Origin of the sequence: Lysobacter sp. K5869 (assembly GCF_018847975.1) — a bacterium.
Taxonomy (GTDB): domain Bacteria; phylum Pseudomonadota; class Gammaproteobacteria; order Xanthomonadales; family Xanthomonadaceae; genus Lysobacter.
The window spans coordinates 1572183-1594653 of the sequence record NZ_CP072597.1; the positions used below are offsets into that span (position 1 = coordinate 1572183).

General features: G+C 68.8%; 19 protein-coding genes. 14 read left to right on the forward strand and 5 right to left on the reverse strand.

Going from position 1 to position 22471, the window contains the following annotated elements; all coding sequences use genetic code 11:
* Window positions 1-5: 5 nt before the first annotated feature.
* Both J5226_RS06625 and J5226_RS06630 read left to right on the forward strand, forming a co-directional pair.
* The gene (locus J5226_RS06625; RefSeq protein WP_215839047.1) at window positions 6-509 is read left to right on the forward strand and encodes a hypothetical protein; all 504 of its coding nucleotides are present in this window, start codon (window positions 6-8) and stop codon (window positions 507-509) included.
* A complete protein-coding gene (locus J5226_RS06630; protein WP_255323015.1) occupies window positions 506-2476 on the forward strand; it encodes a GMC family oxidoreductase in 1971 nt (656 codons plus the stop codon). The genes J5226_RS06625 and J5226_RS06630 overlap by 4 nt, the downstream gene beginning before the upstream one ends.
* A 210-nt stretch (window positions 2477-2686) precedes the next feature.
* Here J5226_RS06630 and J5226_RS06635 read toward each other — a convergent pair whose 3' ends face one another.
* Complete coding sequence (locus J5226_RS06635; protein ID WP_215839048.1) at window positions 2687-3229, reverse strand: hypothetical protein; 543 nt, start codon at window positions 3227-3229, stop codon at window positions 2687-2689.
* Window positions 3230-3362: 133 nt separating this feature from the next.
* On the opposite strand from J5226_RS06635, the gene J5226_RS06640 reads away from it, so the two are divergent.
* The 3 genes from J5226_RS06640 to J5226_RS06650 all read left to right on the forward strand — a co-directional run bounded on the left by J5226_RS06640 (window position 3363) and on the right by J5226_RS06650 (window position 8233).
* On the forward strand, window positions 3363-5315 hold the full coding sequence (locus J5226_RS06640) for a S8 family serine peptidase (protein ID WP_215839049.1): 1953 nt from the start codon (window positions 3363-3365) through the stop codon (window positions 5313-5315).
* 441 nt (window positions 5316-5756) lie between these two features.
* Window positions 5757-7274 (forward strand): S8 family serine peptidase, encoded by a 1518-nt coding sequence (locus tag J5226_RS06645; protein WP_215839050.1) that lies wholly within the window; start codon window positions 5757-5759, stop codon window positions 7272-7274.
* A complete protein-coding gene (locus tag J5226_RS06650; RefSeq protein WP_215839051.1) occupies window positions 7262-8233 on the forward strand; it encodes a S8 family serine peptidase in 972 nt (323 codons plus the stop codon). Before J5226_RS06645 ends, J5226_RS06650 begins: the two co-directional genes overlap by 13 nt.
* 153 nt (window positions 8234-8386) lie before the next feature.
* Here J5226_RS06650 and J5226_RS06655 read toward each other — a convergent pair whose 3' ends face one another.
* Window positions 8387-9343, reverse strand: coding sequence for a YafY family protein (locus J5226_RS06655; protein ID WP_215839052.1), 957 nt, complete (start codon window positions 9341-9343; stop codon window positions 8387-8389).
* Window positions 9344-9447: 104 nt separating this feature from the next.
* On the opposite strand from J5226_RS06655, the gene J5226_RS06660 reads away from it, so the two are divergent.
* Together J5226_RS06660 and J5226_RS06665 are read left to right on the forward strand one after the other, a co-directional pair.
* Complete coding sequence (locus J5226_RS06660) at window positions 9448-9855, forward strand: GFA family protein (protein ID WP_215839053.1); 408 nt, start codon at window positions 9448-9450, stop codon at window positions 9853-9855.
* Between the two features lie 135 nt (window positions 9856-9990).
* The gene (locus J5226_RS06665; protein WP_215839054.1) at window positions 9991-10455 is read left to right on the forward strand and encodes an MmcQ/YjbR family DNA-binding protein; all 465 of its coding nucleotides are present in this window, start codon (window positions 9991-9993) and stop codon (window positions 10453-10455) included.
* Here the strand turns inward: J5226_RS06665 and J5226_RS06670 are convergent.
* Entirely contained in the window at window positions 10373-11791 is a 1419-nt protein-coding gene (locus J5226_RS06670) for a PLP-dependent aminotransferase family protein (RefSeq protein WP_215839055.1), read from the reverse strand. The genes J5226_RS06665 and J5226_RS06670 overlap by 83 nt on opposite strands.
* Window positions 11792-12102: 311 nt before the next feature.
* Here J5226_RS06670 and J5226_RS06675 point away from each other — a divergent pair, with 311 nt between their 5' ends.
* The 4 genes from J5226_RS06675 to J5226_RS06690 all read left to right on the forward strand — a co-directional run bounded on the left by J5226_RS06675 (window position 12103) and on the right by J5226_RS06690 (window position 14105).
* Complete coding sequence (locus J5226_RS06675; RefSeq protein WP_215839056.1) at window positions 12103-12426, forward strand: hypothetical protein; 324 nt, start codon at window positions 12103-12105, stop codon at window positions 12424-12426.
* Between the two features lie 55 nt (window positions 12427-12481).
* Complete coding sequence (locus J5226_RS06680; protein ID WP_215839057.1) at window positions 12482-12688, forward strand: twin transmembrane helix small protein; 207 nt, start codon at window positions 12482-12484, stop codon at window positions 12686-12688.
* Between the two features lie 92 nt (window positions 12689-12780).
* Window positions 12781-13161, forward strand: coding sequence for a cupin domain-containing protein (locus J5226_RS06685; RefSeq protein WP_215839058.1), 381 nt, complete (start codon window positions 12781-12783; stop codon window positions 13159-13161).
* Window positions 13158-14105 (forward strand): ADP-ribosylglycohydrolase family protein, encoded by a 948-nt coding sequence (locus J5226_RS06690; protein ID WP_215839059.1) that lies wholly within the window; start codon window positions 13158-13160, stop codon window positions 14103-14105. The genes J5226_RS06685 and J5226_RS06690 overlap by 4 nt, the downstream gene beginning before the upstream one ends.
* 21 nt (window positions 14106-14126) lie before the next feature.
* On the opposite strand, the gene J5226_RS06695 is transcribed toward J5226_RS06690, so the two are convergent.
* The gene (locus J5226_RS06695; RefSeq protein WP_215839060.1) at window positions 14127-14471 is read right to left on the reverse strand and encodes a hypothetical protein; all 345 of its coding nucleotides are present in this window, start codon (window positions 14469-14471) and stop codon (window positions 14127-14129) included.
* Between the two features lie 267 nt (window positions 14472-14738).
* On the opposite strand from J5226_RS06695, the gene J5226_RS06700 reads away from it, so the two are divergent.
* The 3 genes from J5226_RS06700 to J5226_RS06710 are packed head-to-tail and all read left to right on the forward strand — an operon-like array spanning window position 14739 to window position 18644.
* The gene (locus tag J5226_RS06700; protein ID WP_215839061.1) at window positions 14739-15701 is read left to right on the forward strand and encodes a DMT family transporter; all 963 of its coding nucleotides are present in this window, start codon (window positions 14739-14741) and stop codon (window positions 15699-15701) included.
* Window positions 15698-17392 carry a pyridoxal-dependent decarboxylase gene (locus J5226_RS06705; RefSeq protein WP_215839062.1) on the forward strand — a complete coding sequence of 565 codons (1695 nt, stop codon included), beginning with the start codon at window positions 15698-15700 and terminating at the stop codon, window positions 17390-17392. Before J5226_RS06700 ends, J5226_RS06705 begins: the two co-directional genes overlap by 4 nt.
* Before the next feature lie 13 nt (window positions 17393-17405).
* Window positions 17406-18644, forward strand: coding sequence for a pyridoxal phosphate-dependent aminotransferase (locus tag J5226_RS06710; protein WP_215839063.1), 1239 nt, complete (start codon window positions 17406-17408; stop codon window positions 18642-18644).
* Between the two features lie 68 nt (window positions 18645-18712).
* On the opposite strand, the gene J5226_RS06715 is transcribed toward J5226_RS06710, so the two are convergent.
* The gene (locus tag J5226_RS06715) at window positions 18713-22174 is read right to left on the reverse strand and encodes an amidohydrolase family protein (RefSeq protein WP_215839064.1); all 3462 of its coding nucleotides are present in this window, start codon (window positions 22172-22174) and stop codon (window positions 18713-18715) included.
* Window positions 22175-22471 lie beyond the last annotated feature (297 nt).

Below are 22471 nucleotides of genomic sequence, written 5' to 3' on the forward strand. Positions count from 1 at the left end.
GCGACATGGTGTTCGACTACATGGATTACTTCGTCAGCATGAGCGTGGGCCTGACCGGCTTCAGCAGCGAGGCGATCGCCTCGCCGTTCGCTTCGATCGACATCAAGGCGGCGTATCTGGCGGCGTTCGAAGAGAATCTGCCTAGCGGCATGGCCGAGCAGATCCTGGAGCGGTACAAGACGCTGTTCGTGGCCGGCGGCAGCAAGCCCGGCAGCGAAGAGCAGATCGTCGGCCAGATGCTCGGCGGCAGCGGCACCAGCGCGGCGCAGGTGTTCGCGATGCGGCAGCTGATCTTCCTGTGGTACGCCGGCGCGTGGCCGACGGTGGCCGACACCGGCTCGCCGACCCACGGGCAGACCTTCAGCACGGTGCTCTCCGCCGACAGCTACACCCTGGGCTTGGTGTGGCGGGTGATGCAGTCGCATCCGATGGGCAGCACCACCTACAACTACGGTTACTGGGCCAGCGTCCCGGCGCCGCTGTCGGCCTATCTGGAGAATCCGGTATGAGCATCGCGACGCCTTCCGGCGGTTTCGACGTGGTGATCGTGGGCTCGGGCATTTCCGGCGCGATCATCGCCTACCAGCTCGGCAAAGCCGGCAAGAAAGTGCTGATCCTCGAAGGCGGGCCGCCGGTGCCCAAGAGCCGCGAGGACTACATGCAGACGTTCTTCACCGCCAACGCCAAGACGCCCGAGTCGCCGTATCCGCCGACGATGCAAGGCGCAGGCAGCGCCAGCAACCCGCTCGGCCAGCCCGACCCGGCCACGCTCAACACGCCTCGCTACACGGTGCTGCAGATCGGCTCATGGCAGAACCCGACGCAGTGCTATTTCGTCTACGGCCCGCAAGCGGCGATCTCGGCCACCGATCCGCAGATGACCTTCGCGTTCGGCAGCTCCTACGAGCGCGTCGCCGGCGGCACCACCTGGCATTGGCTGGGTACGTCGTTGATGCACTTGCCCAACGATTTCCAGCTCAAGACCAAGTACGGGCAGGGCGTAGATTGGCCGGGCGGCCTGCAGTTCTACAACCAGTTGCTGCCGTACTACCGCGCGGCGACCGAGGTGATCGGCGTGTCCAGCGATCGCGATCCGATGGTCGACCTGTACAAGACCTTCAACGTGCAGCCCAGCGGCGTGTACGGGACGGACTACGATTTCCCGATGCCGGGCATCGTGATGTCGCTCAACGATGTGGCGTACCAGCAGCCGGTGACGTCGCTGAAGATCGACGGCATTCCCCTGTTCGTGACGCCGACGCCGCAAGGCCGCAACTCGCGCCCGGGCAAGCGCCGCCAGTGCGCAGGCAACACCAACTGCATTCCGATCTGCCCGATCCAGGCCAAATACGACGGCACCGTGACCCTGGCCGAGGCGCTGCAGACCGGCAACGTGCAGATCCAGTACCAGACCGTCGCCAGCAACATCCGCCTCAACGGCAGTCAGGTCAGCGGCATCGACTATCTGACCTACGACACCCAGACCGGCCCGGTCAGCGGCCGCGGCACCGCGGTGGGCAAGCGCTACATCCTCGCCGCGCACGCGATCGAAACGCCGAAGCTGCTGCTGATGTCCAACGGCAATCCCGGCTTTCCCAACGGCGTGGCCAACCGCTCCGGGCAGGTCGGGCGCAACCTCATGGACCATGTGATGTATTTGGCCTGGGGGCTGGCCAAGGATCCGATCTATGCCTTCCGCGGGCCGCTGTCGACCTCGGGCATCGAAGCGGCGCGCGACGGCGCGTTCCGCAGCCAGCGCGCGGCCTATCGCATCGAGATCGGCAACGAGGGCTGGAACTGGGCGACCAACGATCCCAACACCACGCTGGCCGATTTCGTGTTCGGCCAGAACAACAGCCAGCTCAACGGCAATTCGGTCAACGCGCAGGGACAGCAGCTGCGCTTCGATCCGAACCTGCCGGCGTTCAGCCAGCTCTACGGATCGAAGCTGGCGCAGACGCTCAACGGCGTCTACATCCGTCAGTTGCGGCTGGGCTATCTGATCGAGCAATTGCCCGATCCCGACAACCGGGTGACGCTGTCCACGCAGTACAAGGACCACCTCGGCCTGCCGCGGCCGCAGGTGACTTACCGCATCCGCGAGGATTACGTGCGCAACGCCTTCGTCTCGGCCAAGCAGGCGTCGACCCAGATCTTCCAGGCGCTGGGCGCGACCGAGTACACCATGCCGCCCGGGGACGCGGTCATGAGCGGCAGCGGCGCGTCGCCGTCGACGTTCCGCTATCAGGGCCAGAACTTCGTGTTCTACGGCGCCGGCCACATCATCGGCACTTACCGCATGGGCACCAGCGCGAGCGATTCGGTGCTCAACGCGCGCCAGCAGTCGTGGGACCACGAGAACCTCTACATGGTCGGCAGCGGCGTGTTTCCGACCACGGCGACGGCGAATCCGACCCTGACCATCGCCGCGCTGGCGTTGCAAGCGGCGGACAACGTGCTCAAGGATCTGGGCTGAAACACCCGCCGGCCGCGGCCGGCGCGGGCGATGCGAACGGCGCCGCACAGGGCGCCGTTCGCGTTGCGGGAGAGGCTTGCGTCGCTGCGCTGTTCGCACGGCATGGGCCGGGGCCGTCGTCCTGTGCGCGCCGCGGGCTGCGGCGTTTTTCTTGGAGCGTCGTCGATATTTCAGACGCGTATGAATAGGGGCGTGCGTGCGCGCCGCGTTTTAATGTTCGAGCCTCCGCGAAAGGCGATCGCCGACGCGGCGCTCGAGCTGCGAAGCCGAACGCCGGTTACGACGGCTTCGATCCCAACGACGCCCACGGCGCGCATCGACGCGCGCCGCCCCTCCAGGCCTTCCATCGATGAAGCTATTTACCGTCCAGCGCTTTTTTGCGCTCGCCGCGGCGTGCGCGCTCGTGGCGATAGGGCTGTCGCCCTCACCTCCTCCGCAACGCCCCGGCCGCACCGCGGCGGTGCCGTCGCTTTCGCCTTCGCAGCCATCGTCGCCCGCGGGCGTCGCGCCGGCGGCCGTCCGTTCGCCGTTCGCCGGCGCGCCCGTATACGCGGGCGCGGCTTCGCCCGAACCGCACAACCCGGCGCAGGCCAAGCTGGGCCGCGGCCAATTGCTGCAGGCGGTGCAATGGTTCGGGCAACGGCGTCGCGCGTCGGACACGGCCGATGCGCAGACCGCGGCGCAGATCGTCGCGCTGGAGCGGGTCGGGTTGCCGCAATCCGCGCACGACGGCGCGAACGTCCGGGTCAGCATCGGTCTGGCCTTGGCTCACGACGACATCGCCGATCCGGCCAAGCTCGCCGACGCGGCGCAAACGCTGGGCCGGCGCCTGAGCGACGCCGGCCTCAGCGCCCAGGCCGTGCCGGGTTCGCCGATGCTGCACGCCGTGGTGCCGCTGGCGCGGCTGGAATGGGTGGCCGGCTTGAAGGGCGTGGCCGCGGTCCGGCTTCCGCCGAGCGTGAGGCAGTCGTCCCTGGTCAGCGAGGGCGTCGCCGCGAGCCGCACCGACGTGCTGCGCGCGCTGGGCGACAGCGAGCGCATTCCCGAACTGCTGCGCGGCAGGCTCGACGGCAAGGGGCTGACGGTCGCCATCATCGATGGGTTCGGCGCATCGGATATCGCCAAGCTGCGCGAAGCCGGCGAATGGCCGGCCGCGGAGAACACGGTGCAAATCCCTCCGAACGGCTACGCGTTCGGGTATGCCGAGGACAGGCACGGCAACGCGGTGACCGAAATCCTCTACGACGTCGCTCCCGGCGCGAACTACCGCCTCTACGATGTCGGCGAGGAGCACAGCAAGTACCCGGGCGCCATGTCGGTCAATTTGATCCGCGCGATTCAGGACGCCGCGCATCTGGATCTGAACAACCAACGCCTGGGCCCGCCGCGCGCGCAGATCATCAGCATGTCGTTGGCGGACTTCGGCAATTCGCCCGGCGATGGAACCCCCGGGGACGGCGAAGCGCGCGGCATGTACGAGGCGATCGAGGCGGCGCGCGGCAACGGCGTGCTGACCGTCGTGGGCGCCGGAAACTCGGCGGATTCCCACTGGGACGGGCAAAGCACCGAGGGAGGCGGTACGCAGGTGGCGCAAGACTTCGGTTCCGAGGCCCCGAATGCGGCCGGCGCGGGCGTGCCGGACGAAGTCAACATCGTGCGGCTGGTGTCGGAATTGCGGACGGGGGATGCGAAATACGACGACTGCATCCCGTTCTATCCCAGCGGTCTGCTGGCGCGCCTTCGGCAGTTTGAACTCAACTTGGCCTGGAGCGATTGGCCGACGCGTTGGACCAACGCGTCCAGCGACTATCGTTTGGAATTGGTGCGCTGGACCGACGCCGAAGTCCGCGACGACAACGGCGTGCAGACCGTGGTCGAACCGGCCGGATGGACGGTGGTGGCGAGCGGCGATGCGGTCCAGGACGGGAGCCTGGGCTCGTTGCCGAACGAACGCCTCTCCTACGTCGCTTCGGATGCGGACCGTACCCAACGTTGCGCAGGCATGGTGTCGGCCTATCCCGGATCCCGCGCGTCCGGCGGCGGTATCTTCGGCGTGCGGATCGTGCGCAAGACTCCGCGGGGCGGGCACTTCCTGCGTCTGTTTCTGGGGAACACGCTGCATGCGCCGAACTATGCGGTCATGGCGCGCTCGCTGGGCTCGCCCGCCGATTCGCCGTGGGTGGTGGCGGTCGGCGCGAAGAGCCTGCTCGACGGCTACGACGCCAGTTACAGTTCGCGCGGCCCCGTGCTCGGTCCGGGCGGCGTTCTGCCCACGGTGGCGGCCGACACGCCGAAGCCGGATCTGACCAGCTTCACGGTGGTCAGAAACCTGTCCGTGGGCTACATGGAGGGCACCTCCGCCGCTACGCCGCACGCGGCGGGGCTGGCGCTGCTGGCGCTGCAGCATCATCGGCAATTGGCGTTGATGGAAGCGCAAAAGGCGGCGAAGATTCCGGCCTCGGAACTGACTTGGTATACCGGGCTGGCGGAAACCACCTTGACCGGCGTGGTGCGGCCGGACGCGACGGAATCGCAGCGCCAGGCCCGGGTGCAGATGACGAACCAGCGAGAGAAGGACCTGATCGACGCGACCTTGCGCACGCTCAAGGCGGTGGCCGGCAAGCGCGAGAACCGGCTGAGCGAGGACGCGGTCGACAACACCTATGGTTACGGCTTGCTGCGTTTCGATGAGCGTTCGCAATGGTGCTTCCTGGCGCAGTTGTACGCTCCGGCTGCGAGCTCGCGCCATTGGTTGATCCCGCAGTACCTGCGCGCAGAAGGCGAAACCGCTTACGACGATCTGTACGCGACGTATCGCGACGATTGCTTGGGCGATTGAATTTCGCGCTGTGGCGCACGCATTCGCCGGGCCTCGGGGCCCGGCGTTTTTTTGGGCGCGGCGATCGCCGCAGTCGGATCCGAGGTCGCTCCGGCAGGAGCGGCGCAAGCCGCGAACGCCCGGAGGGTCATGTTCGCGGCGCGAGCCCGAAGGGTCGGGCGCTCGGCGCGCCGACCCTCGCAACGAACGCTGCGCGACTTGGCGCAACGGCGGCAGGCGCTCGTCGCGGACGATCCATTTTTTCTGGAGCGTCGTCGATATTTCAGACGCGTACGAATAGGGGCTTGTGCACGCACCGCGTTTTAATTTACGAGCCTCCGCGAAAGAAGATAGCTGACGCGGCGCTCGCGCTGCGAAACCGGACGCCGACTTCGACGGCTTCGATCCCACGATGCCTGCGGCGCGCATCGACGCCCGCCGCCCCTTCCAGGCCTTCCATCGATGAAAAAAATCACCGTCCAGCGCTTATCGGCGCTCGCCGCGGCGTGCGCGTGCGCGCTCACCGCGATATGGCTGTCGCCGTCGCCGCAACGTCCCGACCGCGCCGCGGCGGCGCCGTCGCTTTCGCCTCCATCGCCGTCCGCGGGCGGCGCGCCGCCCGCCGCGCGCTCGCCGTTCGCCGGCGCGCCGGTGTATGCAGGCGCGGCCTCGCCCGAACCGCGCAACCCGGCCCAAGCCAAGCTCGGTCGCGGCCAATTGCTGCAAGCGGTGCAGTGGTTCGCGCAACGGCATCGCGCGTCGGACACGGCCGACGCGCAGACGGCGGCGCAGATCGCCGCGCTGGAACGGGTCGGATTGCCGCCATCCGCGCGCGACGGCGCGAACGTCCAGGTCAGCATCGGCTTGGCCCTGGCTCACGACGACATCGCCGATCCGGCCAAGCTCGCCGATGCGGCGCAAGCGCTCGGCCGGCGCTTGAGCGACGCCGGCCTCAGCGCCCAGACCGTGCCGGGTTCGCCGATGCTGCACGCGGCGGTGCCGCTGGCGCGGCTGGAGTGGGTGGCCGGCTTGAAGGGCGTGGCCGCGGTCCGCCTCGCACCGAAGGTGACGCTGGCTTCCCTGGTCAGCGAGGGCGTCGCCGAAAGCCGCACCGACGTGCTGCGCGCGCTGGGCCAAAACGAGCGCGTTCCCGACCGCGTGCGCGGCACGCTCGACGGCAAGGGGCTGACGGTCGCCGTCATCGATGCGTTCGCCGCGTCGAATATCGCCGAGCTGCGCGAAGCCGGCGAATGGCCGACCGCGGAGAACACGGTCGAAATCCCCGCCAACGGTCACCTGTTCGGATCCACCGAACAGAGGCACGGCAACGCGGTGACCGAAATCGTCTACGACATCGCTCCCGGCGCGAACTACCGTCTCTACGATGTCGGCGATTTGAACAGCAAGTACCCGGGCGCCGCGTTGGTGAACTGGATCCGTGCGATTCAGGACGCCGCCCATCTGGATCTGAACAACCAGCGCTTGGGCCCGCCGCGCGCGCAAATCATCAATGCGTCGATGGACGAGATCGGAAATTCGCCCGGCGACGGGACCCCGGGGGACGGCGAAGCGCGCGGTTTGTACGAGGCGATCGAGGCGGCGCGCGCCAACGGCGTGCTGACCGTCGTGGCGGCCGGAAACTCCGCGGACAACCACTGGGACGGACAAAGCACGGCGGGAGACGGCGCGCAGGTAGCGCAGGACTTCGGCTCGGACAACCCGGATGCGGCCAACGCGCGCGTGCCGGATGAGATCAATATATTGCGGCTGCCGTCGATGTTGCGGGTTGGGGAGCGGAGTACGAGGACTGTGTCCCGTTCTTCCTCAGCGGTCAGCTTGCGCGCCTACGGCAGTTCGAACTCAACTTGGCCTGGAGCGATTGGCCGACGCGTTGGACCAACGCGTCCAGCGACTATCGTTTGGAATTGGTGCGCTGGAGCGACGCCAAGATCCGCGACGACAACGGCGTGCAGACCGTGATCGAGCCGGCCGGATGGACGGCGGTGGCGAGCGGCGATGCGGTCCAGGACGGGAGCTTGGGCTCGCTGCCGAACGAACGTCTGTCCTATGTCGCTTCGGATGCGGATCGTACCCAACGTTGCGCGGGCATGGCGTCGGTCTATCGCCGGAACAAACCTTCCGGCGGCGGTATCTTCGGCGTGCGGATCGTACGCAAGACGCCGGGGGGCGGGCACTTCCTGCGTTTGTTCACCGATGATCTGCATACGCCGAAACATGCGGTCATGGAGCGCTCCCTGGGGGCGCCCGCCGATTCGCCATGGGTGATGTCGGTCGGCGCCAAGAGTTTGTTCGAGACGCTCGAGGCCAGCTACAGTTCGCGCGGCCCCGTGCTCGGTCCGGGCGGCGTTCTGCCCACGGTGGCGGCCGATACGCCGAAGCCGGATCTGACCAGCTTCACCGTGGTCAGAAACCTGTCCGAAGGCTATCTCGACGGCACCTCCGCCGCTGCGCCGCACGTGGCGGGGCTGGCGTTGCTGACACTGCAGCATCATCGGCAAGTGGCGATGATCGAAGCGCAAAAGGCGGCGAAGATCCCGGCCTCGCAACTCAGGTGGAACGACGCGCTGGCGGAAACCACCCTGACCGGCGTGATGCGGCCGGACGCGTCGGAATCGCAGCGCCAGACCCTGTCGGGGGCGGAGGTGCAGCGACGGACGGATCTGATCGACGCGACCGTGCGCACGCTCAACGCGGTGGCCGGCGCGCGCGAGAATCGGATGAGCGAGGACGCGGTCGACAACGCCCACGGTTACGGCTTGCTGCGTTTCAACGAGCGTTCGCAGTGGTGTTTCCTGGCGCAGATGTACGCCCCGGATGCGAGATCGCGCAGTTGGCTGATCCCGGAGTATCTGCGCGAAGGCGAAACCGCTTACGACGATCTGTACGCGATGTATCGCGACGATTGCTCGGTCGATTGAATTTTCGTGTGGCGGGACCTCTGTTCGCCGGGCCTTAGCGCCCGGCTTTTTTGGGGGCGCGGGAACGGCTGGAGCCGAATCCTCGGCCGCCCCGGCAGGAGCGGCGCAAGCCGCGACCGCGGGGTTTCATGCTTGCGGCGCTAGCTCGAAGCGTCAGGCGCCCGGCGCGTCCAACCCGCGCAACAACCGCTGCGCGGCTTCGCGCAACGCCGGCAAGCGCTCGTCGCGGTCGATCAGTTCGAACTCCACCCCGGTCAGCGCCAACAGCGCGAGGATTTCCTCCGCGCTGTCGCCGCGCACGTGCAGCAGGCTGTGCTCGTCGTCGATGCGTTCGAGCAGCCCGCACCACGGCGGCAACACCGGCGCGAGCCGCTCGGCGTTGCCGTGCAGGCGCACGCGCAGGCCGTCGCCGGTGCCGACGTGGCGGATCGAGCGCTGCACGTAGGCGGCCACGTCCTCGGGGAATTTGCGCGGCGAGAAGCCGCCGCCGCAGCGCAGCGCGCGCATGCGGTCGGCGCGGAACAGGCGCCAGTCCTCGCGGCTGCGGTCCCAGGCCAGCAAGTACCAGCGGCGGCCGCTGTTGACCAGACGCAGCGGCTCGATCGTGCGGCTGGTGGCGCGGCCGCCGCGGTCGCTGTAGTCGAGTTCCAGCAGGCGATGGTCGCGGCAGGCGCCGGCCAGTTCGGTCAGCGTGTCGACGTCGGGGCTTTCTTCGTTCTGGCCCAGGCTCAAGGTCACCGAGTACAGCGCGCCGACCCGGCGGCGCAGGCGCGCCGGCAGCAGCTGATCGAGCTTGCCGAGCAAGCCGACCGCGGTGTCCTCGATCCGCGCCACGCTGCTGGCGGCGCTGCGCAGCGCCACCACCATCGCCACCGCTTCGTCGTCGTCGAGCAGCAGCGGCGGCAGGGTCGCGCCGGCGGCCAAGCGGTAACCGCCGCCGACGCCGGTGGAGGCCTGCACCGGATAGCCGAGTTCGCGCAGGCGGTCGACGTCGCGGCGGACCGTGCGCGCGTCCACTTCCAGGCGTTCGCACAGTTCCGCCCCGGTCCAGTGGCGGCGCGATTGCAGCAGCGACAGCAGTCGCAGCAGACGGGTCGAGGTCTTGAGCATGGGCCCAGTCTAGAACCTATTGAGGACATATCCTGTCCTCAAAGCGGGGTAATCTGTTTTCGACCCGGGGCCACCGCCCCGACCGAACCGGAGAGAGCCTCGCCATGACCGTCCAGACCTACCAGGGCAGCTGCCACTGCGGCGCGATCCATTACGAAGTCGACATCGACCTGGACGCCGGCACCTCGCGCTGCAACTGCTCGATCTGCGGCAAGCTGCGCAAGTGGGGGGCGATCGTGAAGCCCGACGCGTTCCGCCTGCTCAAGGGCGCGCCGGAGGACACCGGCAGCTACCAGTTCGGGACTTTCAGCGGCCATCACCTGTTCTGCAAGCACTGCGGCATCCACGCCTACGGCAGCGGCGAGCTCGAGGTGCTGGGCGGCAAGTACTACTCGATCAACGTCGCCTGTCTGAATGTCGATCATGAAATCCTCGCCGCGGCGCCGGTGCGGTTCATGGACGGCCTGCACAACAATTGGTTCGAGACGCCGAAGGTGACGGCGCATATGTAAGCGCCGTCGCAGGCGAAGTTTCGCGGTCGCGGCTCGCGCCGCTCCTACAGGGGCTCCCTGTAGGAGCGGCGCGAGCCGCGACCGCGAAAACACAACCACGACGAAACCTCCAAACAACTGCGACCGCGCAAGCCCATGGACACCAACGCCCTCAAGAAACACTGCCGCGCCTACCCCGGCGCCGAGGAAAAACTCCATGGCGCGCCGTCCAACATCCTGGTCTACAGCGTCGGCGGAAAATTCTTCGCCTACTTCAAGACCAGCGAGCCCGAACGCTGGCGTTTCAGCTTCAGAACCGAATCCGATCGCTTCCTCGAACTGACCGGCATGCCCGGCATCAAGCCGGCGCGCTTCATGGGCCGCCACCACTGGGTCACCGTCGTCGACGTGCGTCAGTTGCCGGCCGATGACCTGCGCGAACTGGTGGACTGGTCGTATCGCCGCGCGCTCGGCAACCTCAGCCGCAAGCGGCAGGCCGAGGTTTTGCAAGACGTCGGCGAGGCCACGCGCGCGCGGCTTACGCCGGTGGCGCCGCGCAAAGCGCGCCCAAGGTTGCTAGCGCCTGCTCGATTCGCGCATCGAGCGGGTGGCCGTAGTTGAGCCGCAGACAGCGCGCGTAACCGCGTTCGGCCGAGAACATCGGCCCCGGCGCGATGCTGATGCCGCGTTGCGCGGCCTGCCGCTGCAAGGCCAGCGCGTCGCCGCCGGGCGGCAGCTCGATCCACAGGAAATAGCCGCCGTCCGGGCGGGTGACGCGGGTGCCGGCGGGGAAATGCCGCGCCACCGCGTCCAGATACGCCGCCTGTTGCTGCGCCAGCGTCTTGCGCAGCCCGCGCAGATGCCGCTCGTAGCCGCCGCGCTGCAGATAGCGCGCGATCGCCAACTGCGCCGGCACGCAGGTGCTCAGCGTGTTGGTGAGTTTCAGCCGCGCGACCTGTTGTGCGTAGCGCCCCGGCGCGGCCCAGCCGATGCGGTAGCCCGGCGCCAGCGTCTTGGAGAACGACGAGCAATGCAGCACCAGCCCGCGCGTGTCGAACGCCTTCGCCGGCAGCCGGCGGCGCGCGCCGAAGTGCAGTTCGCCGTAGACGTCGTCCTCGATCAGCGGCACCTCGTGGCGCGCGAGCAGGTCCACCAGCTCGCGCGTCTTGGCCTCCGGCAGGCTCGCGCCCAAGGGATTTTGGAAGCTCGTCATCAGCCAGCAGGCCTTCGGCGCGTGGCGGCGGATCGCCGCGTCTAGCGCGCCGAGCTCGATGCCGTCGCGCGGATGGGTCGGCACTTCGACCGCGCGCAGACCGCGCCGCTCCAGGGTTTGCAGCGCGGCGTAGAAGCACGGCGATTCGACCAGCACCGCGTCGCCGGGCTGGGTCACCGCGGCGATGCACAGGTTCAGCGCTTCGATCGCGCCGTTGCAGATCACCAGATCGCTGGCGCCGAGCTCGATGCCTTCGACCCGATAGCGCAGCGCGATGTGGCGGCGCAGTTCGGCGTTGCCCGGGGTGAGGTCGTCGACGGTGCTGCGCGGATCCAGATGCACGGCCTCGTGCGCCATCGCCCGCCCGAGCTTGGCCAGCGGGAACAGCGCCGGGCTCATGAAGGCCGAGCCCAGCGGCACGATCTCGCGCGCCATCGCCGACTCCAGCACCTCGAACACCAGCGCGCTGACATCCACCGGTCGCGATTCGCCGGCCGGCGCCGACGGCGTGTCCGGCTCCGGCGGCAGCCGCTGCGCCGCCTCGGCCACGTAGTAGCCCGAACGCGGCCGCGAGCGCACCAGCCCCTGCGCTTCGAGCAGGTAATACGCCTGGAACACCGTGGCCGGACTGAGCTTGCGCGCGGCGCTGGTCTGGCGCACCGAGGGCAGCCGCTGGCCCGGGCGCAGCAGGCCCTGGCGGATCGAGCGGGCGAGATCGGCGGCGAGGGCTTGGTAGCGCTTCATGGACGGAGTGGGAACAGGGGTGAATGAAAGGGGGGAAGGCCGTGCCGCGGGTCGGTCGGGCGGGTGTGGCGACTTTTCTAGTTCCCTATCGCACGGTGGTTTTGAAGCAAGGCGTCGGGAAGGAGGGGAAGGGGAGGCACGGGTAACGCCCGCGCCCAAGCCCCCCGGCCATTCGCCGATTCCCCTCGTTCCGTGTCTCCCAGATTCTCGCGACTGATCCGGTTTTTTACTCCAATTCTGAGTCTACGAAATCTGCGCCTGTCGTCCCACCATAGACCCCGCAGCAAAAGCTGCGCGAACCGCGCAAAGCCATGAATCCGCAAGTCGAACTCAACCTGGCGTTGATCCTGTTCATCCCCTGGTTCTCGATCCTGGCCTGGCTGTTCTGGGCCTACCCGCGCCAACCGCGCGGCGCGGCGCGCACCGCGTTCGACAGCGCCACCCTGGCGCTGGCCGGCGCGGCGGCGATCTGGGGCATGCATTGGGGCATGCACAACGCCGACCCGAACGCCGGCGCGATCTGGAAGCAGGTGCTGGCGACCTCGGTCGCCTACGGCTTGTTCCTGGCGGTGATGACCGCCGCGCTGATCGCGCGCTGGCGCTGGCTGCGCGCGCGCCGCGCGGCGGCCGCCTGACGCGCGGAGCGAACCTCTTTCCGTCCCTCATCGCCCGCACGGGCAAGGTCGCACCATGAAACTGCTGTTGGTCGCCGGTTTCCTCGCCGTGATCCTCTACAACCTCAGCGCCGGTCTGTACTACATGCTGGTCGACAAGGGCGCCAGCAAGCGCACGGTCAACGCGCTCACCCGCCGCATCGGCTTTTCCATCGCGCTGATCGCGCTGGTGATCGTCGGCATCGCCACCGGCGTGGTGCAGCCGCACGGCGTGGGCGTGTGAGTCGCGCCTAATCTCGCGAGGGAGGAACGCGTCGCTTCGCCGCCGCGCGGCGGCGCTAAACTCGGCGCTCCCGCCTCCCCCGAACGCGAGCCATGACCGACCCGCGCATCGTCCGCCGCGACGAGCTGTCCGAGTTCTACCTCAGCGAACGCTGCCACGTCGTCGAGCATTGGAACTCGCCCGACGACGCGCAGGCCTCGGTCGCGCGCATCCGCGTCGCGCCGGGCACGGTTACGCAACTGCATCGCCTGCGCGGCACCGCCGAGCGCTATCTGATCGTGCAGGGCCGCGGCCGCATGGAGGTCGAAGGCCTCGCGCCGGCCGAGGTCGGCCCCGGCGACAGCGTCTTCATTCCCGCCGACGCCGCGCAACGCATCGCCGCGCTCGGCGACGAGGAACTGCTGTTCCTGGCGATCTGCACGCCGCGCTTCGTGCCCGAGTGCTACCAAGCGCTCGAACCGGAGGCGGCATGAGCGCGTCGCCCGATCTGCGCCAGCGCTACCTCGGCTGCCTGCTCGGCCTGGCTTGCGGCGACGCGGTCGGTACCACGGTCGAATTCAAGGCGCGCGGCGATTTCGCGCCGCTGACCGACCTGACCGGCGGCGGGCCGTTCGGCCTGCGCGCGGGCGAATGGACCGACGACACCTCGATGGCGCTGTGCCTGGGCGCGAGCCTGCTGCATTGCCGCGGTTTCGACCCGCGCGACCAGATGAACCGCTATTGCAACTGGCGCTCGCACGGTTACCTGAGCAGCAACGGCGAGTGCTTCGACATCGGCACGACGGTGAGCGCGGCGCTCGACCGCTATCTGCGCAGCGGCGATCCCTACGCCGGCGACCCGAGCCCGCGCGCGGCCGGCAACGGCGCGTTGATGCGCCTGGCGCCGGTGCCGATGCTGTGGCGGCGCGATCCCGAACGCGTCCGCCGTTACGCCGCCGAATCCACCCGCACCACCCACGGCGCGGCCGAGGCGCTGGATTGCTCGCGCCTGTTCGCCAGCCAGTTGCGCGCGGCGCTGATGGGCGCGGGCGTCGAAGCGGTGCTGACGCCGGCGATGCCGCCGCCGCAGAGCGAGAAAGTCGCGGCGATCCACGCCCGCGCCTACGCCGGCAAGCGCGAGGACGAGATCCGCGGCAACGGCTACAGCGTCGATTCGCTGGAAGCCGCGCTGTGGTGCTTCCTGCACACCGATTCGTTCGAGGCCGCGATTCTGCGCGCGGCCAACCTCGGCGAGGACGCCGACACCACCGCGGCGATCTGCGGGCAGATCGCCGGCGCGCATTACGGCGTGGACGCGATTCCGCAGCATTGGCTGCAGCGGTTGGTCATGCGCGAGGACATCGCGGCGATGGCCGAGGCGCTGCTGGCCTTGTCCGAAGAACCTTTCGACGCGGAATTGGCGGAGCCGGCGCGCTGACGGCGCCGGCGCGCCGAAGCCTCAGGCGGCGGTGACGTCGCGCAACTCCCAACCGCTGCCGGCCAGCAAGCGCAGGCGGTGCTTGAGCACGGTGCCCGACAGCGCGGTGACCACGGTCAGATCGAAGCGCAGATCGCGCTGTTCGCCGAGCACGGTCGCGTTCGGATCGGTGGCGCCGAGGCTGGGATCGACTTCGTCCGGATCGGGCTGCTTGGCGCGCCAACGCTCGAACAATGCGTCGCTGCGCAGCGCGGCCTGCAATTGCGCGGCGAAGCCTTCGGCGCTGACCGCGGTGAAGGACAGATCGGCGTCGCTGCCGCGCGCGCGGTCGCCGTCGGGAATGCTGAGGAAATAACGGGTGGCCATTCGCGTTTCTCGGTGAGGTGGCGCGTTCAGATTAGTGAGCGCCGCATTGGGCGCGCGTGAACATACCCGACCGCCGCGATGGGCGCGAACGGATAGCACGAGAACCCCGTCAAGGGACGCATTTGCCGACCTTGTCGGCCGGCCGATCTGTGATTGCACGCGCAACCTCTGAGATCGCCGCGCACGACACTGCGCGGCCGGCGCGTCCGTTCGGGCCGCCGTCCCGCAGGGCCGCGCCATCGGGCCGTTTTACAAGGATGTAGTCGCATGACCACCGGATCGCGCGCGCACGCCGTCGCGCTCGCCCTCGGCGCCGGCGCGCTGTGGGGAACGCTGGGGCTGATCACCCGCGCACTGTTGGGACACGGCTTGAGCGCGGCGCAACTGGGCTGGCTGCGCTTGAGCGGAGCGTTCGTTCTGACGTTGTCGATCGCCGCCGCGCTGGGCCGCCTGCGCGCGCTGAGCTGGCGCCAATGGGGTTGGCTGGCGGCGATCGGACTGATCTGCCAAGCGCTGAGCAGCGTGTCGTTTTCCGCCGCGGTGGCCGGCGCCGGCAGCAGTCTGGCGATCGTGCTGCTGTGCATGGGGCCGTTGTTCACCGCCGCGATCAACCGCCTGTGGTTCGGCGAACGCCTCGATGCGGCGGCGTGGCGTTCGATGCTGCTGGCGCTGATCGGACTGGCGGCGACCGTGCTGTGCGGCCACGGCGAAAGCGCTGCGGCCGAACTGTTCGGCCCGCGCTGGTACGCGGGCGTCGCGTGGGGTTTGTTGTCGGGCCTGTGCTACGGCCTGTTTCCGATCTTCGCCCGCGCGCTCGGCGCGATCGATACCTGGGTGCTGGTGAGTTTCAGCCTCGGCCTCGGCGCCGCGTTCCTGGCGCCGCTGCAAGGCGCGGCGCCGTCGGCGCTGCCGCCGTGGGCCGACAGCGCGGCGTGGCTGTGGATCGCCGCCTTGATCCTGATTCCGACCGTGTTCGCCGACGTGCTGTACGTGCGCGCCATCGCGCTCGGCGGCCCGATGCTGGCGACGGTGTTCGCCTTGGTCGAAGTGCCGGCCTCGGCGCTGTACGCGCGCTGGTGGCTGGGCGCGCCGATCGCGCCCGCGCAATGGCTCGGCATCGCGCTTTTCTGTACCGGCCTGGCCGGGTTGGCGTTGCGCCGCGGCCCCGCCGCGGCGGCGCCGGCGGCTGCGGCCGATCTTCCCGCCGTGCAACCGGAGACACCGCCATGAGCATGCTGCAACGCCTCGCCCTGCCGCCCACGTCCGCGCCCGACGCGCCGGACCGCCTGCAGGCCTTGATCGAACGCACTCTCGAACTGGACCGTCACGTGCAGCGGCGCGCGCGCGCCGATCTGGCCGCGTTGCCGGAGCTGCCGCTCGCGCCCGCCGCGCGCGCGCAGCTCGGGCCGAAATATCCCGCGCGCGCGTTCGATTACCAGCGCGAACTCGAACGCGACGAGGACGACGCGCCCGCCAGCGAAGCCGCGTTGCTGGACGAAGTCGCGCGCTACTTCCGCGGCGCGATCCGCCCGCAATCGCGCCATTCGCTGTTCAACATGGTGCCCGAGCCGAGCGTGGAATCCACCGCCGCCGCGTGGCTGGCCACCGCCTACAACGCCAACAGCCTGATGGACGCGTTCGGCGGCGAAGCGCTGCTGATCGAACAGCAAGTGGCGCGGCGCATCGGCCGCTGGGCCGGCTGGCCGGACGCGATGGGGATTTCCTGCAACGGCGGCAAGTTCACCATCATGTACGCGATCAAATCGGCGTTGAGCCGGATCGCGCCGGAGTCGCCGCGCGAAGGTCTGCCGCGCGATCTGGTGATCCTGTGCAGCGAGGGCGCGCATTACTGCGTCGAACACGCCGCCAGCCTGCTCGGCCTGGGCTCGGGCCGCTGCCTGCGCGTACCCAGCGGCAGCGACGGCCGCATGCGGCCGGAGGCCTTGAAGCGCATGCTCGACGAAGAGCACGCGCGCGGCCGCCGGGTCGCGGCGATCGTGTGCTGCGGCGGCACCACGATCAATTTCAATTGCGAAGACACGGTCGAGGTGCGCGAGATCGCCGACACCTTCGCCCGCGAGCACGGCTTGCCGGAACGTCCGTACCTGCACCTGGACAGCGTGATCGGCTGGCTCTACCTGAGCCTGCTCGACGCCGACGACACGCAGTTGCAAAAACGCGTGCCCGACCCGCGCAGCCGCGCGCGCATCGCCGAAGTGCTGCGCCGCCTGCGCGGCGTGCAGGGCTTCGATTCGCTCGGCGTGGACTTCCACAAGGACGGCCTGTGCCCGTACGCGAGCAGCTTCTTCGTCGCCCGCGACCATCGCTTCATGGACGAACTCGGCGACGGCAGCTACCGCTACGGCGACAAGGATTTCCACTACGGCCAGTTCCGCGCCTACCGCTACACCTTCGAGAACTCGCGGCCGGGGCAGGGCATTCTCGCCGCGTGGGTCAACTTGCGCCGGCTCGGCCGCGACGGCTACGGCGAGTACCTCGCCGGCTTGCACGACGCGCGCAATTCGCTCGCCGATGCGTTGCAGCGGCACGGCCTGTTCCGCGTGCTCAACCGCGCCAGCCTGGGCTGGGAACTGGTGTTCGAAGCGCCGTTCGCGCCGGATCTGATCGAACTGGCGCCGTCGTATCAGGATCTGGCGCTGGGCTTCATGCAGGAGTGCTGGGACCGGGTCAACGCCGGCTACGATCTGCCGCTTTTCAGCATCGTGCCGGGCTATCGCATCGACAACGATCCGGCCGCGGTGACCACCGGCTTTCTGTTGTATCCGATGCAGCAGCGCAGCGACGGAGACTGGGACGAGGCGGTGGAGCACATCGCCGCGCAGTTCCACGACTTCCAGGCGCGCCTGCGCGCGCAGCCGCGCGCGCTGGGCGCGACGCCGTTCGAAAAGCCGATCCGCTGACGGAGCCGACGCCATGACCCTCATGACCGCCCACGCGCCGTCCGCGCCGCGCGACGCTTTCGCCCTGCTCAAGACCCTGGCCGAGCGCTACCGCGCGCGCCAGGACGCGCCCGGTTTCGCCGGCGCGCCGCTGCTGGATTTGTCGATCGGCAATCCCGATCTGGCCCCGGAACCGCGCTGGCGCGAACGCCTGCAGCACTTCGTCGGCCAAGACGATCTGCACGGCTACGGCGAATTCCGCCCCGACCTCAACCGCCGCCTGCGCGAACGCTTCGCCGCGTACTACCAGCGCCGTTTTCTGCCGGCCGGCGCGCCGGCCTTGCTCGATCCCGACCGCCACGTGGTCGATCTGCTCGGTTCCAAGGAAGGCATCTTCCACAGCCTGTTCGCCTGCCTGAAACCCGGGGACGCGGTATTGCTGCCCGATCCGTCCTACACCGTGTACCAAAGCACCGCGCGTCTGCTCGGCGCGCGGGTGAAACTGTTCGCCTGCGACGAGCGCGGCCAGCCGCGACTGGAATCGATCCGCGCCGATCAACTGCAAGCCGCGCGGGTGCTGGTGATCTGCTCGCCGAGCAATCCGACCGGCATCGCTTTGTCGCCGAACAAGCTCGAAGAAGTGCTCGATTTCGCCGAACGCCACGATCTGTTCGTGGTGATCGACCGCGCCTACGCCGAAATCGCGTTCGAGCCGCCGCGCGGCGGCGTGCTCGGCGGCGCGGCGCTGCCGGCGGCGGGCGCGATGGAGCGGGTACTGGAACTGCACAGCCTGAGCAAGTCGTGCGGCTTGGCCGGCTGGCGCATCGGTTTCGCCGCCGGCGCGGCGGCGTTGGTGGCGAAGATCCGCACGGCCAAGTTCAACGCCGATTTCGGCACTTTCCTGCCGCTGCAATGCGTGGCCGCGGAAATGCTCGACGAACTGGAAACCGTCGCCGCGCGCAACAGCGCCGTCTACGCCGCGCGCATGCGCCGCTTCGTCGACGGCGCGGCCGCGCTGGGTTGGCGGATCGAGCCGTCGCACGGCACGTTCTTCCTGTGGGCGCCGCTGCCGCCGGGGCTGCACGGCGACGATCTGGCGTTCGTCGAGCACCTGTTGGAGGCGACCGGCATTTTGGTCGCGCCCGGCAGCGGCTTCGGCCCGGGCGGCGCGGGGCGGGTGCGGATCGCGCTGGTGCAATGCGATGCGGTGTTGGACGAAGCGCTGCGGCGATTGAGCCAATGGCCGGCGTTGCGCCGCGACGCGGCGGCGTGAGCGGGACCTGAAACGCGACTGCCCCGCGCGAGGCGGGGCAGTCGTGGTGCAACCGAAGGCGACGAGGCTCAGTCCCCGTCGTCTTCGTGCGCCGGATGCGGCCCGTGCCCCTTCGGGCAATGGCAGACCGAGGTCGGGCCGTACTCGGCGCCGAAGGTGCGGCCGTCGCGATGGCGCTGCCAGTAGAAGAACGGCGCCTTCTCGGCCTTGTTGCCGATCTCGGCCATGTCCGCGTCGACGTCGAACAAGCGCCCGTCGACCATCACGTAGCGGGTGTCGATGGTGGCGCGGATGTTCTCCAGCGGATTGCTGTTGAGCACCACCAGATCGGCCTTCTTGCCGGTTTCCAGCGAACCCAGCGACTTCGACAGGCCGAGGTAATCGGCGCCGTCGATGGTCGCCGCGCGCAGCGCCTCGAAGTTGCTCATGCCGCCCTGGGTCAGCATCCAGATTTCCCAGTTCGCCGACAGGCCCTGCAACTGGCCGTGGCCGCCGACCTGGATCTTGATCCCGGCGTCGCGCAGCTTCTTCACCGACTTGGACACCTGCACGTGCCAGTAATCCCAGTCCGGCGCGGTTTCGCGGCGGATCGAGCGCGCGTCCAGCGTTTCGCGCGGGAAGAAGCGGTTGAGCTTCTTGTCTTCCCAGACGTTGTCGCGCGCGTACCACCAATACTCGCCGGACAAACCGCCGTAGCTGACCACCAAGGTCGGCGTGTTGCGCACGTCGGTCTGCCGCCACAGCTCGACCACGTCCTTGTACAGCGGCGCGACCGGAATGTTGTGCTCGATGCCGGTGGCGCCGTCGAGGATCATCGGCAGGTTGTGGTTGAAGGTCGAACCGCCTTCCTCGACCACCAGCATGCCGAGTTCGCGCGCGGCCTGATTGATTTGCTGGTGCTGCTCGCGCCGCGGCTGGTTGTAGCTCTTGACCGAGAACGCGCCGTTGGCCTTCATCCGGCGCAAGTGGCTGCGCGCGTCGTCGAGCGAATTGACCACCGCCTTGAAATCGCCGTCGGCGCCGTACAGCACGGTGCCGGTGGAGAACACGCGCGGGCCGACCATCTTGCCGGCCTTGACCAGTTCGGACTCGGAGAACACGAACTCGGTCGTGGCCGAGGGATCGTGCATGGTGGTGATGCCGAACGAGAGGTTGGTGTAGTACGCCCAGTTCTGCTGCGGGACGACGCCCTGGCCGAAGTGCGAGGCGTGCGCGTGCACGTCGATGTAGCCCGGCAGGATGGTCTTGCCGCTGGCGTCGATGCTGCGCGCGCCGGCCGGCACGGCGACCTGCGCGCTGGGGCCGACCGCGACGATCTCGTCGCCGCGCACCACCACGGTGCCGTCTTCGATCACCTCCTGGCTGTTGTCGGCGTTGCGCATCGTGACCACGCGCGCGTGGGTGAAGGCGACGGTGTCCTTGGGCGTGTAGACCGGCACTTCGAGCCCGACCGCGATGCCGCGCTCGTCGGACGAGGGCTTGGCGATGGTCGCCGGCGCGCCCGGCAGGAACGAGAACGCCTGATTGAGCGGACGCGAGTGGTACTGGTTGCCGACCATCCAGTGCAGCGACTTGGAATCGGCCGACCAGTGCAGATAGCTGCCGACGTCGGCGCTGACCTGCGCCACCGGCAGCGCCTTGCTGTCGCGGCTGAGTTCGACCGAGCCGGTGCCGGTCATCAACGGCGCGACATAGGCGTTGAACAGCTCGGTGAACGCCACCCACTTGCCGTCGGGGCTGATGCTGATCGAATCGACGTACTTGAGGTTGAAGACCTCGCGCTCGTCCTCGCCGTTCAAACCGACCGACATCAGCTTCTTCTTGAGGCCGCCGCCGGTGAGGTAGTACACGCGGGTGCCGTCGGCGCTGAACTGCGGCGACTCGCCGCTGGCGGCCACGCGCACCGGCTTGCCGCCGTCGGCGTTCATCACGTAGATGCCGCGGTCCACCGACCACAGGCTGCCGGTGAGGCCGCCGCCGCCGGTCTTGGCGTAGACGATGCGGCGTCCGTCGGGCGAGAAATGCGGGCTGTAGTAGAAGCCCTTGTCCTGGGTCAGGCGCTTGCCGCCGCCGCCGCCCGCGCCGGTGACGTAGATCGCGCTGAGCGCTTCGTCCGACCAGGTGGTGTAGAGCAGCTTGCCGCCGTCGGCGCTGAAGCTGGGCTGGTATTCGTAGAGGTTGTCGTTGCCGGTCAAACGCTCGGGCTTGCCGTCGGGCAGGCGCTTGCGCCACAGCTGGCCGACCGCGTGGAAGATCAGGGTCTTGCCGTCGGCGCTGGTGGCGACGTCGCGGATCATCTTCGGGTCGAAGCGGCCGGCGTCGAGCGTCTGTTCGAAGCGCAGCGCCTGCGCCACGGTTTGTTCGATGTGCGCGCTGAAGGGAATCTGCGCCGGCTTGCCGCTGGCCATGTCGACGCGCCACAGCTTGCCCTGCGCCCAGATCACCACCGACTTGGAATCCGGCGTCCAGGCGAAATTGGCGTAGGGGCCGAAGATCGCCCAGGCTTCCTGCATGTCGTGCGAGAGGCCGTCCCACACCGGCCGCGCTTCGCCGCTGGCGAGATCGAGAATATGCAGCACCGACTTCTCGCGGATGCGCTTGACGAAGGCCAGCGACTTGCCGTCGGGCGACGGTTGCGGGCGCACCGCGCCGCCGGCGGTGTCGATCACCGTCGCAGTCTTGCCGGTCTGGCGGTCCAGACGCTTGATCGCGTAGATGGTGTCGTGCGGGTTCTTGTTGTACTGGAAGCTCGGGCCGCCGGTGACGTCCTCGGAGAAATAGACGTAGCGGCCGTCCGGCGACACCGCCGGTTCGCCGAGATCCTGCTGGTCGTTCTTCTGCTTGGTCAGCTGCAAGCCGCCGCCGCCCGCGGCGGCGTGGTAGATCCACAGCTCGCCGGCGCCGAGCGAGCGCTCGCCGGTGAAGTGCTTGCGGCCGATCAGGTACTGCCCGTCGGGCGTCCAGGCCGGGTTGTTGAGCAGGCGGAAGTCTTCCTTGGTCACCGCGACCGGATTGCCGCCGTCGCGGTTCATCCGCCACAGGTTGTTGCCGCCGCCGCGGTCGGAGGTGAAGGCGATCTGGCGGCCGTCGGGCGAGAAGCGCGGCTGCACGTCCCAGGCCGGGCCGCTGCTGACGCGGCGCGCCTGACCGCCGCCGATCGGCAGCAGGTAGATGTCGCCGAGCAGGGAGAACGCGATCTCGCGGCCGTCCGGGGCCACGTCGAGATCCATCCAGGTGCCTTCGTCGGTGTCGAAGGCGATGGTCTTGGTCGGGCCGTCGGCGGCGCTCACGTCCCACTTCTTCTCGTCCTTGTCGGCGCCCTTCGACGCGCCCTTGGCGGTCGCGGCCGAGGCGCGCGCCGGGTCGGTGCCGGCGGGCTTGAGCGCGTCCTGTTCGAGCTGCGCGGCGGGTTTGTCGGCGTCCTGGCCTTTGCGTTCCTGAGGAGCGGGCGCCGGCGGCGGCGTCTGAGCGAAGGCCGGAGCGGCGAGCGCGCTGGCGAGCGCGAGAACGAGCAAGCGGTGGCTGGGCATCGAGCGGGTACCTGGACGGACAAGACCGGCAGGCTAACCCGGTGCGTACGTGGCGGGCCTGGGCTGGAAGTCCTGTTCGTGGTGGGGATCGGTGCGGTGGGTGCGATCTGCGCGATCTGCGCGATGGGAGCGATGGGCGTAATGGGAGTGATGGGCGTAATGGGAGTGATGGGAGTGATGGGAGCGATGGGAGTGATGGGAGCGATGGGCGCGTTCGCGGCTACGTAGCCTCCTGCGCGGCGCCTCCCGCCCCGTCATTCCGGCGAAAGCCGGAATCCATTTTGCCGTTGCTTCTGC